Raw genomic sequence first — 12,413 nt, 5'->3', positions numbered from 1 at the left:
CGCCGGGGGCGCGGGCTCGTTCCGTTTCCGCACGACGACGTGAATGGAGTGACGTGGACTACCGCAGTGTCGGCTTCTGGTTCGACTCGATCGCCGAGGCCGAGGACGGCTTCCGGCCGCGCCCCGCGCTGGCCGAGGACGCCACCGTGGACGTGGCGATCGTCGGCGCGGGCCTCACCGGGCTCTGGACCGCCTACTACCTGCAGGAACTCGACCCGAGCCTCAGGATCCTGCTGCTGGAGCGGGAGGTCGCCGGCTTCGGCGCGTCCGGCCGCAACGGCGGCTGGTGCTCCGCGCTGTTCCCGTGGTCGGCCTCCGCGCTCGCCGCCCGCTACGGCCGCGACGCCGCGGTCGCCCAGCGGCAGGCCATGGTCGACACGGTGGACGAGGTGGGCCGGGTGGCCGCCGCCGAGGACATCGACTGCGACTTCGTCCGCGGTGGGACGGTGACGTTCGCCCGCGACCGGGTGCAGCTCTCTGCCGCGCGGGCCGAGTTCGCCGAGTCGGAGGAGTTCGGCGTCGACCGGGTGTCGCTCGCCGGCACCGAGACCGTCCAGGCCCGCTACGGGGTGCCGGACGCCGTCGCCGCGACGATCACCCCCGCGTGCGCGCGCGTCCACCCCGCCAAGCTCGTGCGGGGCCTCGCCCGGGCGGTCGAGCGCCGCGGGGCCACCATCGCGGAAGGGACGGAGGTCGTCGGCTGGGCGGACGGCGTCGTGAGCGTCCGCGTCGGCGATGTCGAGCGGACGGTGACGGCGGGCACGGTGGTGAACGCCACCGAAGGCTACGGCTCGCAGCTCCCCCAGGTCGGGCGCAGCATCCTCCCCCTCTACTCGCTGATGATCGCGACCGAGCCACTGTCGGACGCGGTGTGGGACCGCATCGGCATCGAGCACGGCCAGACCTTCGCCGACTTCCGCCACCTGATCGTCTACGGCCAGCGCACCGCCGACAACCGGATCGCCTTCGGCGGCCGCGGCGCCCGCTACCACCTGGGCAGCGCCATCCACTCCTCCTACGACCGCTCCCCGCGGGTCCGCGACCACCTCGTGCGCACGCTCGGCGAGCTGTTCCCGGCCGTCGCCGGCGTGCGGATCACGCACCACTGGGGCGGCCCGCTCGGCGTGCCGCGCGACTGGCACGCCGCCGTCGGGATCGACCGCGGCGCGCGGGAGGCGTGGGCCGGCGGCTACGTCGGCGACGGGCTGAGCACGACCAACCTGGCCGGACGGACGCTGGCGGACCTCATCGTGGACCGGCGCACGGAGCTGACCGCCCTCCCGTGGGTCGGCCACCGCTCACCGCGCTGGGAGCCGGAGCCACTGCGGTTCCTCGGGGCGAACGCGGGCTTGGCCGCGATGGAGGGCGCCGACCTGGAGGAGCGGGCGACGGGGCATCGCTCCCTGATCGCCCGCGCGATGGCCCCGCTCACCGGGAACTGACCTCCCGCAGTCGAGGAGGGGTCACGCATCCTCGAACCGCAGGTGCCGGACGCTGCGCCCGTTCCGCCGCACCAGCCGCAGTGACTCCACCCCGATCCGGATGTGCCGCTCCACGAACTGCGCCGTGACGCTGCGGTCGCTCTCGGCGGTCTTGACGCCCTCAGGGACCATCGGCTGATCCGACACCAGCAGCAGCGCGCCGCTCGGGATGTGGTTGGCGAACCCGGCCGCGAAGATGGTCGCGGTCTCCATGTCGACCGCCATGCACCGGGTCTGGCGCAGGTAGGTCTTGAACGTGTCGTCGTGCTCCCACACCCGGCGGTTGGTCGTGTAGACGGTGCCCGTCCAGTAGTCGTGGCCGAAGTCGCGGACCGTGGTGGAGACACCGCGCTGGAGCTGGAACGCCGGCAGCGCCGGGACCTCCGGCGGCAGGTAATCGTTCGACGTGCCCTCGCCGCGGATGGCCGCGATCGGCAGCACCAGGTCGCCGAGCTGGTTCTTCTTCTTCACCCCGCCGCACTTGCCGAGGAAGAGCGCCGCCTTCGGACTCACCGCGCTCAGCAGGTCCATGATGGTCGCCGCGTTGGGGCTGCCCATGCCGAAGTTGATCATGGTGATGCCGTCGGCGGTCGCGTTCGGCATCGAGCGGTCGGCGCCGCGGACCTCGGCCCCGTACCACTCGGCGAAGCGGTAGACGTAGTCGCCGAAGTTGGTCAGCAGGATGTGGTCGCCGAACTCCTCCAGCGGCGTCCCGGTGTAGCGGGGCAGCCAGTCCCGGACGATCTCCTGCTTCTCCTTCATCGCTCCCCCACTGTCGGCCGCCTCGTGGGCGTCAGCCTACCGTCGTGCCGAGCAGCGCGCCGATCGCGAACGTCGCCGCCAGTGCCAGCGCGCCGCCGATGACGACACGGATCATCGCCTTGCCGCGCGAGGCTCCGCCGATCCACGCCGCGACGTAGCCGGTGGCGGCCAGCGCGATCAGCACGATCACGAACGTGAGCGGGATGCGGATCGCCGCCGCCGTCAGGATGGTCAGCAACGGCAGGATGCCACCGATGGTGAAGGAGACGGCCGAGGCGATCGCGGCGTGCCACGGGCTGACCACATCGTCCGGGTCGATGCCCAGCTCGGCCGAAAGGTGAGCCCGGAGCGCGTCGTGCTCGGTGAGCTCCAGCGCCACCTGGCGCGCGGTCTCCGGCTTCAGGCCCTGCGCCTCGTAGAGCCCGGCCAGCTCGGCGAGCTCCTCGTCCGGCATCTCGGCCAGCTCCTTGCGCTCCTTGGCGATGAGCGCGTGCTCGCTGTCGCGCTGGCTGCTCACCGAGACGTACTCGCCGAGCGCCATCGAGACCGCGCCACCGACCAGGGCGGCCAGGCCGGCGGTGAGGATGGCCGGGACGGAGGACGTGGCCCCCGCGACACCGACGACGACGGCGGCGACGGACACGATGCCGTCGTTGGCGCCGAGCACGCCGGCCCTCAGCCAATTGAGTCGTTGCGAGAGCCCCTCGCGGTGCGGCTCGTCGGGGTGCTTTCCGTTCACAGTCTCCGCGGTCATAGCGCAAGCCTAGGAACGTCGGGCACGAGATTCCAGCAAGCGCAGCCGAACCTAACCCGCGGCGGCCTGGCCTACCCCCCGGCGGCCTGGCCTACCCCGCGGCCGTCTGCCTAGCCCGCGGCAGCCTGGGCGCCCTGGGCCGCTTCCGCGCGCCTGGCCTCCCGCAGCCGGCGCTGCACGCGGTACTCGTGCACGGTGAGCACCAGGATCAGCGCGTCGAACACGGTCAGCGCGACCAGCCCCCAGGAGAAGTGCCTCAGGAGCTCCCAGCCCTGCCAGCCGATGAAGACGGCGAGGAAACCGATCATCCACGGGTACGCCCAGAGCTGCTCCTTCAGCACCGCCCAGACGAGGACGACCTTCACCACGCCGTGCAGCAGCAGGTAGACCGCGCCGAAGAGCGTCGCCGAGCCGGTGAGGGTGTGGCCGAAGTGGACGATCCAGTTGGAGACCGGGTCGTTCGGGTCGTCGCCCAGCTCGTGCTGGGTGAGGAAGACCACGACCGCGTTCAGCCGCTGCGGCGTCAGGAAGAGCAGCAGGACGCCGCCGATCAGCTCGAGCACGCCGTCCAGGCCCTTCAGCACCAGGGTGACGCGGAAGAGGACCTCCACGCGCCGTTCCCGGCGGTCGATCACGCCATGCTCGGCGTCGCGCTCCGTGCTCATCCACCCATCGAACCACCGCGCGCGGCCGTCCTCAGGGCGAAGGCCACGAGTTTCATGAGAGTAGACTCAGAAATCTTACGTTTCGAGAAAGGCCTCCGTGTGACTCCTGTGCTCTCCTCCCTCCTGGACGACGTCCTCCGGCGCAACGCCGGCGAGCCCGAATTCCATCAGGCGGCACGCGAAGTGCTCGGCTCGCTGGGACCGGTCATCGAAGCCAACCCGCACTACGCCCGGGCGGCCGTGCTGGAGCGGATCACCGAGCCGGAGCGCCAGCTCATCTTCCGGGTGCCGTGGACGGACGACGAGGGCACCATCCGGGTCAACCGGGGCTTCCGGGTGGAGTTCAACTCCGCGCTCGGCCCGTACAAGGGCGGGCTGCGCTTCCACCCGTCGGTCACGCTCGGCACGGTGAAGTTCCTCGGCTTCGAGCAGATCTTCAAGAACGCCCTCACGGGCCTGCCGATCGGCGGCGGCAAGGGCGGCAGCGACTTCGACCCGAAGGGCCGCTCCGACGCCGAGGTGATGCGCTTCTGCCAGTCCTTCATGACCGAGCTGTACCGCCACCTCGGCGAGTACACCGACGTGCCCGCGGGCGACATCGGCGTCGGCGCCCGCGAGATCGGCTACCTGTTCGGCCAGTACAAGCGCATCACCAACCGCTACGAGTCCGGCGTGCTGACCGGCAAGGGCGTCGGCTGGGGCGGCTCGCTGGTCCGCACCGAGGCCACCGGGTTCGGGGCCGTCGTGTTCGCGCAGCGGATGCTGGCGACCCGCGGGCGCTCCTTCGACGGCGCACGGGTGCTCGTCTCCGGCTCGGGCAACGTCGCGCTGTACGCCATCCAGAAGGTGCACCAGCTCGGCGGCACGGTCGTGGCATGCTCCGACTCCTCCGGCGTTGTCTACGACCGCGACGGGATCGACTTCGAGCTGCTCCGTCAGCTCAAGGAGGTCGAGCGCGCCCGACTGTCCGAGTACGCCGCCCGACGCCCGTCCGCGGAGTACCGCGCGAACGGCGACATCTGGGCGCTCGCGGCGGAGACCCCGATCGACGTCGCGATCCCCTGCGCCACGCAGAACGAACTGGACGCGACCGCCGCCGCCACGCTCGCGGGCAACGGCGTCGCGGCCGTCGTGGAGGGCGCCAACATGCCGTGCACGCCGGAGGCTGTGCAGGTGCTGCGCGCGGCGGACGTGCTGTTCGCCCCCGGCAAGGCGGCGAACGCCGGCGGGGTGGCGACCTCCGCGCTGGAGATGCAGCAGAACGCGTCGCGGGACGCCTGGACCTTCGAGTACGCCGAGCAGCGGCTCGACGACATCATGACCGGCATCCACGACCGCTGCGCCGAGACCGCCGAGCGGTACGGCGCCCCGGGCGACTACGTGCTGGGCGCGAACGTCGCCGGGTTCGTCCGGGTCGCGGACGCGATGCTGGCACTCGGGGTGATCTGACGCCGGCGGTGGCGGCCGTGCGCCGCTACCGCCCGATCCGCTTCCGCAGCCATTCGATGCGCGCCTGGAGCTGCGTCACGCTCGCCTGCGCCACCGCCGGCCCACCGCACACCCGGCGCAGCTCGGCATGGATGAGGCCGTGCGGCTCCCCCGAGTTCTTCGAGTAGAGGCCGACCAGGCTGTTGAGGAGCTGCCGCTGCTCCTTCAGCGTGCGGTGCAGCGGCGCGGGCGGATGCCCGTCGGCGGCGGCAGGCCGGGACGCGTGCCGCCGCGCCTGCCGCTGCTGGCGCTGCATCAGGAGGTCGTGCACCTGGTCGGGCTCCAGGATGCCGGGGAGCCCGATGAAGTCGAGCTCCTCGTCCGTGCCTGGCACCGCGAACCCGCCGAACTCGCGCCCGTCGTAGACCACCCGGTCGAAGTTCGCCTCCGACCCGAGCGCCTCGAACGCGAACTGCTCGGTCAGCGCCTCCGACGCCCGGCCCTCCTTGTTGGCGTCGGCGACCAGGGCGTCCTCCGGGTTCCAGAGGTCGCCCTCGCCCCCCTCAGCCGACGGCCGGTCGAGCGCGTGGTCGCGCTCCAGCTCCAGCGCGTTCGCGAGCGCCATCAGGGTCGGAACGTTCGGCAGGAACACCGACGCCGTCTCGCCGCGACGCCGCGCGCGCACGAAGCGCCCGATCGCCTGCGCGAAGAACAGCGGAGTGGAGGCGCTGGTCGCGTAGACGCCGACCGCCAGCCGCGGGACGTCCACGCCCTCCGACACCATCCGCACCGCGACCATCCACCGCGAGTCGCTCGCGGCGAAGTCGGCGATCCGGTCGCTCGCCTCCTTCTCGTCCGAGAGCACCACGGTGACCGGCTCCCCGCTGATCTGCTGCAGGAGGTCGGCGTAGGCGCGGGCCGCGTAGTGGTCGGTCGCGATCACCAGGCCGCCGGCGTCCGGGATGGAGTTGCGCACCTCGGTGAGCCGGCGGTCGGCGGCGGTCAGCACCGCCGGGATCCACTCGCCCCGCGGGTCGAGCGCCGTGCGCCAGGCCTGCGAGGTGATGTCCTTGGTGTTGCCCTCGCCGAGCCGCGCCTCCATCTCGTCGCCGGTCTTGGTGCGCCAGCGCATCTGCCCGGCGTAGACCATGAAGATCACCGGGCGCACGACGCCGTCGCTGAGCGCGCGGCCGTAGCCGTAGTTGTAGTCGGTGACCGAGGTGCGGATGCCCTGCCGGTCGGGCAGGTAGGACACGAACGGGATCGGCGCCGTGTCGGACCGGAACGGCGTACCCGTCAGCGACAGCCGCCGGGTCGCCCGCTCGAACGCGTCCCGGATGCCGTCGCCCCAGGACAGCGCGTCGCCGCCGTGGTGCACCTCGTCCAGGATGACGAGCGTGCGGTACGACTCGGTGATGTCCTTGTGCAGGCTCGGCCGCATCGCGACCTGGGCGTAGGTGACCGCCGCGCCCTTGTAGTGCCGCGCGTAGCGCCCGTCCGCGTTGCGGAAGTCGGGGTCGAGGTGCAGGCCCACCCGCGCCGCCGCCTCCGCCCACTGCCGCTTGAGGTGCTCAGTCGGCGCGACGACGGTGACCCGCTCGATCACGCGCCGGGACAGCAGCTCGGTGGCCAGCCGGAGGGCGAACGTGGTCTTACCGGCGCCGGGCGTCGCGGCCGCGAGGAAGTCGCGCGGCTCGTTGACGAAGTAGGCGTCCAGCGCCTCCGCCTGCCACGCGCGCAGCTTGCCCGCGGTGCCCCAAGCGGCGCGCTCGGGGAAGGACGGGGACAGGTGCTCTGCGGCGAAGCTGCCCGCGTGGGCGCCGATCGTGAGTTCGCTGCCGGTGTCGTCGCCGACTGTGCTTCCTGGCCCGAAGGTGGGTACGCCAGCGCTCATCCCGGGCTCATCGGGCGAGGGTGCTGCTGTCGTCTCCACTTGGATCGAATCTACCGGAGCCTCCTGACAATCGTCGTCGGGTCGTCGGCGGGAGGCAGAATGGTGGGATGGTCGAAGCTCAGCATCCGTGGTCCCGCTACGTCGCGCTCGGCGACTCGTTCACCGAGGGCATCGGCGACCCGGAGCCGCGCAGCCCGGGCGGCCACCGCGGCTGGGCCGACCGCGTGGCGGAGGTGCTGAGCAGCAAGACGGACGACTTCGCCTACGCCAACCTGGCCGTCCGCGGCAAGCTGATCAAGCAGATCCTGGACGAGCAGGTCGAGCCCGCGGTTGCACTGCACCCCGACCTCATCACCATCTCGGCCGGCGGCAACGACGTCATCCGCCCCGGCACCGACCCCGATGTGATCGCCGCCCTGTTCGACGAGGCGGTCGGCCGCCTGAGCGCCGACGGAGCGACGGTGGTCGTCTTCACCGGGGTGGATGTGGGCTTCTCACCAGTGTTCCGCGGCATCCGCGGCAAGGTCGCGATCTACAACGAGAACGTCCGCGCGGTCGCCGCGAAGTACGACGCGATCGTGGCCGACCAGTGGTCGCTGACCGAGATCCAGGATGTGCGCATGTGGGCGCCGGACCGCCTCCACCTCGCCCCGCTCGGCCACCACACGGTCGCCCGCATGGTCCTGGCGGCCCTCAATGTGGAGAACGACCTCCAGCCGCTGGAGCCCGAGCCCCTGCCGGTGCGGACGTGGCGGCAGGCCCGCGCGGAAGACCTGTCCTGGGCGCGCGAGTACCTGGTGCCGTGGGTGGTGCGCCGCATCCGGCACCAGTCGTCCGGGGACCATGTGCTGCCGAAGCGGCCCCAGGCGGGGCCGTTCCGGATCGAGGTGGAGAGGGACTGAGGAGGCGCCGGTCACCCGCCCGTCAGATTCACACCGGTCTCGGACAGGAGCGCGACGAAGGCTGGTGCGATGTGCCGCGCGTATTCCTCTGTGACGTGCACGAGGTCGAATTTCACCGGAATGCCGGCGGCAAACGCGGGGCACTTCGAACCGACGCAGAACATGGGCCGAGAGTCGAACCACACCCCATTGAATTCGTGAGCCAGCTTGTCTTCCACTACTGCCCGCTGCGTCCAGAACTTCTGGACCGTCGACACACAGTCCTTCGGAGTGCTCCGCGGCGAGAAGCACTCGCGCACATCCTTGTCCGCAGGCGGTGGCGCGAGCATCGCGAGTCTCCCGACACTCGGCTCGATCTGCTCGAGCAATGACCGCATTCCGGCGCTGTAGGCATCCTGACTGATCGGGTCTCCGCCGACCGTCTTGTACGGAGTGTAGGTGTTCGTGATCAACAGAACGTCCGGTTTGAGGCTCTTGATGTCCTCGACCGCCTGGGTCTTATGCCCGGGACATGCCTGCTGAACGTTGGCCGCACTGTTCGCTGTCTCGATGTCGACGAACGGGCAGCCGAACATCCCCAGCGATGTCACTCTGATCTGACCGTTCGATGAGTCGGCGACGGCACGCAGCATCGCGACGTATGCCATCGATGTGGAGTCGCCGACGATGGCGACCGAGGTCCGAGCGTCGGCTGGGCCCCACGTGCATCGGTCGATCCCGGGATACGGAGGGACACCGCATGCCGTCACTTCAGCATCCTGCTTGTAACCCGCGAGGATCGCGTCCATCGATGGAGTGAGTTCGGGCCAGCTCGTGACTGCCAGCGCCTCTGCGAGCTGCGAGCCGAGCGCGGCGACCGCAGTCTCGCCTGTCGGGGCGTCCGACACCGTCGGCGGCGTCGCCGATTCGGCTGGAGCATTCCGCGCCCCACGGTCTACGGTGAAGGCGACGACGAGGACGCCGATGACGACGACGGACACTGACGAAAGCGCCAGCACGCCCAACCGCCGTCCGCGCTCTGCCTTGCGCCGCCGCTTCCTCTTCTTCGGTTCCAGCCACGAGGAGCGACGCACCGGCTCCTCGATGAAGCGGTAGGACAACGCCGCAAACACGAGGGAGAGCGCGATCGATTCAAGTGCGGGGATCAGTGTGCCGTAGCTCGACGTCCCCCGGGCGAGCTCGGTCACGAGGATGAGCGCCGGAAAATGCCACAGGTACAGGGAGTACGAGATGTCTCCGATGTAGCTCAGGACAGGGTTGTCCAGCGGATTGAGCCACGACCTCTTCGGCTGCCAGGGGAAGGCGATGAACGCCGCAGCGCTGAGCACAGCCAGCGCCGCCCAGGGTGCAGGGAACCCCTGGCCCGATGGGGTGATCGCGCTCGCCGCGATCATGCCGGCCAGCGCGAGCAGCGCGATCGCGGGCCGGAATGCCGACGGCAGTCTCGAGAACCAGGGCATGCAGAGGGCTACGGTGGCGCCCACCGAGAGCTCCCAGAGTCGCGCAGGAGTGATGAAGTACGCCGTGGCGCTGTCGGCCTGCGTCAGCTGCAGCGCCAGCAGGAACAGGGCGACCGTGATCCCGAAGGTGATCAGAGCGGCGAACACGCGCGGCCGCTGCCCGCGTGCGACGAGCAGCGCGATGAGCAGTATCGCGAGTGGCCAGACGAGGTAGTACTGCTCTTCCAGGCTGAGCGACCAGTAGTGCTGCAACGGCGAGGTCTGCGCACCCTGGGCGAAGTAGTCCGTCTGCGCTGCCGCGAAGCGCCAGTTCGACACGAAGAACAACGACGCGAGCGCGTCCCAGACGGTCGCCATGAACCGGCCGGAACCGAACAGCGCCCACGCCCCGAACACGGTGGCCGCGAGCACCGCGACGGACGCCGGGATCAGGCGCCGGATGCGACGCCGATAGAACGCGAGGAATCGGATGCGCCCGCTGCGCTCGTACTCGCGGTGCAGGACCGACGTCATCAGGAAGCCGGAGATGACGAAGAAGATGTCAACGCCGACGAACCCGCCCGCCGGCCACTCGAACGCGTGGTTGAGCACGACGAGTCCGACCGCGAGAGCCCGCAACCCCTGGAGGTCGAGGCGCAGCTTCGTTCGTTCTGGGACCGGTGAGGCATTGCGAGCGTCGGATGGGGTCCCGCCCGCACGGCGCGCTTCCGGATTCGGCCGTCGGGTGGCTGTTCCCTCCGTCGTGTTCGTCATTCCGTGCCCGGCGCTGCTTCGCCGGTGAGGCTGATGCCCTTCTCCGCGAGGAGAGCGACCATTCCCGTCCCGATATGACGTGAGTACTCCTCGGTGAGGTGGACCTGATCGAACTTGGTGGGGATTCCTGCCGCGAACGCCGGGCAACTGTTCTGGACGCAGAAGAGTGAACGGGTGTCGATCCACTGCCCGTTCGGCACGCTCGTAGCCCAATCGGCCTCGGCCGAGGCTCGCTTCTTCCAGGTCTCAGTGACCCGCGAAATGCACTCCTTCGGGCTCGTTCGCGGCGAGTAGCACTCCCGGATGTCTTTGTCCGCGGGCGGCGGCGCCACGAGCGCCACTGCTCCGACGTTGGGCGACACCTTCCCCAGGTAGCTCTTCAACGCAGCGCCGTACTCCGTGAGCGAGATCGGTGCTCCACTACCAGGATGTGTCTGCGTGAGGTAGCTGTTGGTGATGATGAGCACGGACGGTTTGAGCTCCTCGATGTTCGTGAGGGCTTCCGCTCGCCGGATCGGGCATGCCGCCGCGAAGGATGGGATGCCCATGACGGTCTGAAGGTCGATGAACGGGCAGCTGTACATTCCCAGCGCGGTGACCTTCACCTGTCCGTTCGAGGCCTCGGCCAGAGCTCGCAACCACGGCACATAAGCAACAGCCGTCGAGTCTCCGGCGATTGCCACCGAATGCGGCGCGTCCGCAGCACCCCAGGTGCATTTGTCGACGCCGGGATACACCTGATTCGAGCAGTCGTTCGTCTCGGAGTCGCGCTCGTACTTCGCGACGATGCTGTCGATCGCCGGATTCGTCTCCGGCCAGCTCGTGGCGCCCAACGCCTCGGTCAGCTGACTCTTGAGCGTCGCCAACGCCTCGGACCCTCCTGGCTGAGCGGTGGCATCCGGCGGCGCGGGTGCGGCGGACGGCGTGTCCCCGCCTATCCGACTTCGGTCGTCGACGACGAAGGCCAACGCGATGGCGCCGATCGCGACGACCGCTACGGAACTGAGCACAAGTGCCTGGACCCGCGGAATCGCCGTACGGCGCCGCCCTTTCTTCGGCTCCAACCACATCGACTTCCGCACCGTCTCCTCGACATACCGGTACGAGAGCTCCGACAAACCGAACGCAACCACGATCGACACCACCGCCGGCACCGGCGTCTTATCCCCCGGCAGCCCCCGGAACGCCTCCGTGATGAGGATGAGCGCCGGGAAGTGCCACAGGTACAGCGAGTACGAGATGTCCCCGACGTGCGTGAGCACCGGGTTGGCGAGCGGGTTCAGCCACGCGAGACGCGGCTGCCACGGGAACGCGATGAACACCGCCGCGCTCACCACCGCAACGAGTGCCCAGGGTGCCGGGAAGCCCGCCCCCGAGGGCGTGATGACGGCCGCGACGATCATCCCGGCCAGCGACGACAGCATGATGGCCGGCCGCCACACCGCAGGCAGGCGGTCGAACAGCGGCATGCAGAGCGCCACCGTCGAGCCGACCGAGAGCTCCCACAGCCGCGCCGGCGTGATGAAGTACGCCGTGGCGCTGTCGGCCTGCGTGAGCTGGAGCCCCACGAGGAAGAGGCCTGCCGTGATGACGGCGCACAGCGACGCGGCCAGGACCCGCGGCCGGTTGCGCCCCGCCACGATCAGCCCCAGCACCAGGACCGCGACCGGCCAGACCAGGTAGTACTGCTCCTCGAGGCTGAGCGACCAGTAGTGCTGCAGCGGCGACGTCTGCGCTCCCTGGGCGAAGTAGTCCGTCGACACGGCCGCGAATCGCCAGTTGGACACGAAGAACAGCGCCGCGACGCCGTCCCACACTGTCGAAAGGAATCGTCCGGGGCCGAACAGCGCGAACGCTCCCGCGACGGTCACCGCGATCACCGTCGCGGAGGCCGGGATCAGCCGGCGGATGCGGCGGCGGTAGAACGCGAAGAACCGGATCGTGCCGGAGCGCTCGTACTCCCGGTACAGCAGCGACGTCATCAGGAAGCCGGAGATGACGAAGAAGATGTCGACGCCGACGAAACCGCCCGCGGGCCACTCGAAGGCGTGGTTGAGCACGACGAGGCCGACCGCGAGGGCGCGCAGGCCCTGCAGGTCGAGTCGCTTGACGGTAGGAGGGGGCGCAGGTCGTCTCGTCGTGGTGGAGGAGCGGCGGCCACGGGCTTCGGCGCGCGTGAGGGGCTGGGTGTCAGACGTCATGTGATGTGGGGCCTCAGCGGATGTGGGTGAACCTCAACACGCTAAGGGCGCCGACGACGCGACACCTTCGCGATCCAGCCGGAAGCCGCACGCGCGCGGGGATCGCGGGACGC

General features: G+C 70.0%; 9 protein-coding genes. 3 read left to right on the top strand and 6 right to left on the bottom strand.

Features of this window, described 5'->3' with window-relative positions; all coding sequences use genetic code 11:
* Window positions 1-53: 53 nt before the first annotated feature.
* A complete protein-coding gene (locus ABIA36_RS14935; protein ID WP_369963302.1) occupies window positions 54-1,442 on the top strand; it encodes an NAD(P)/FAD-dependent oxidoreductase in 1,389 nt (462 codons plus the stop codon).
* Between the two features lie 21 nt (window positions 1,443-1,463).
* On the opposite strand, the gene ABIA36_RS14930 is transcribed toward ABIA36_RS14935, so the two are convergent.
* From ABIA36_RS14930 to ABIA36_RS14920, 3 genes are all read right to left on the bottom strand, one after another.
* A complete protein-coding gene (locus ABIA36_RS14930) occupies window positions 1,464-2,243 on the bottom strand; it encodes an AMP nucleosidase (RefSeq protein WP_369963301.1) in 780 nt (259 codons plus the stop codon).
* A gap of 31 nt (window positions 2,244-2,274) precedes the next feature.
* Window positions 2,275-2,997 carry a VIT family protein gene (locus ABIA36_RS14925; protein WP_369963300.1) on the bottom strand — a complete coding sequence of 241 codons (723 nt, stop codon included), beginning with the start codon at window positions 2,995-2,997 and terminating at the stop codon, window positions 2,275-2,277.
* Window positions 2,998-3,107: 110 nt separating this feature from the next.
* Complete coding sequence (locus ABIA36_RS14920; RefSeq protein ID WP_369963299.1) at window positions 3,108-3,662, bottom strand: DUF2127 domain-containing protein; 555 nt, start codon at window positions 3,660-3,662, stop codon at window positions 3,108-3,110.
* A gap of 99 nt (window positions 3,663-3,761) precedes the next feature.
* Here ABIA36_RS14920 and gdhA point away from each other — a divergent pair, with 99 nt between their 5' ends.
* On the top strand, window positions 3,762-5,111 hold the full coding sequence (gene gdhA / locus ABIA36_RS14915) for an NADP-specific glutamate dehydrogenase (RefSeq protein WP_369963298.1): 1,350 nt from the start codon (window positions 3,762-3,764) through the stop codon (window positions 5,109-5,111).
* A 25-nt stretch (window positions 5,112-5,136) separates the two neighbouring features.
* Here the strand turns inward: gdhA and ABIA36_RS14910 are convergent, their stop codons facing one another.
* Complete coding sequence (locus tag ABIA36_RS14910) at window positions 5,137-6,984, bottom strand: DEAD/DEAH box helicase (RefSeq protein WP_369963297.1); 1,848 nt, start codon at window positions 6,982-6,984, stop codon at window positions 5,137-5,139.
* 107 nt (window positions 6,985-7,091) lie between these two features.
* Here ABIA36_RS14910 and ABIA36_RS14905 point away from each other — a divergent pair, with 107 nt between their 5' ends.
* Window positions 7,092-7,886 carry an SGNH/GDSL hydrolase family protein gene (locus tag ABIA36_RS14905; protein ID WP_369963295.1) on the top strand — a complete coding sequence of 265 codons (795 nt, stop codon included), beginning with the start codon at window positions 7,092-7,094 and terminating at the stop codon, window positions 7,884-7,886.
* An 11-nt stretch (window positions 7,887-7,897) separates the two neighbouring features.
* Here ABIA36_RS14905 and ABIA36_RS14900 read toward each other — a convergent pair whose 3' ends face one another.
* Both ABIA36_RS14900 and ABIA36_RS14895 read right to left on the bottom strand, forming a co-directional pair.
* Complete coding sequence (locus ABIA36_RS14900) at window positions 7,898-10,099, bottom strand: acyltransferase family protein (protein WP_369963294.1); 2,202 nt, start codon at window positions 10,097-10,099, stop codon at window positions 7,898-7,900.
* Window positions 10,096-12,300: an acyltransferase family protein gene (locus ABIA36_RS14895; RefSeq protein WP_369963293.1), complete on the bottom strand. Its 2,205-nt coding sequence runs from the start codon at window positions 12,298-12,300 to the stop codon at window positions 10,096-10,098. Before ABIA36_RS14895 ends, ABIA36_RS14900 begins: the two co-directional genes overlap by 4 nt.
* Window positions 12,301-12,413: the final 113 nt, after the last annotated feature.

This window comes from Leifsonia sp. EB34, from assembly GCF_041260585.1.
In the GTDB taxonomy this organism is placed as follows: Bacteria; Actinomycetota; Actinomycetes; order Actinomycetales; family Microbacteriaceae; genus Leifsonia.
The sequence above is the reverse complement of the archived record's forward strand: the minus strand, read 5'-3'. Positions and strand labels throughout refer to the sequence as shown.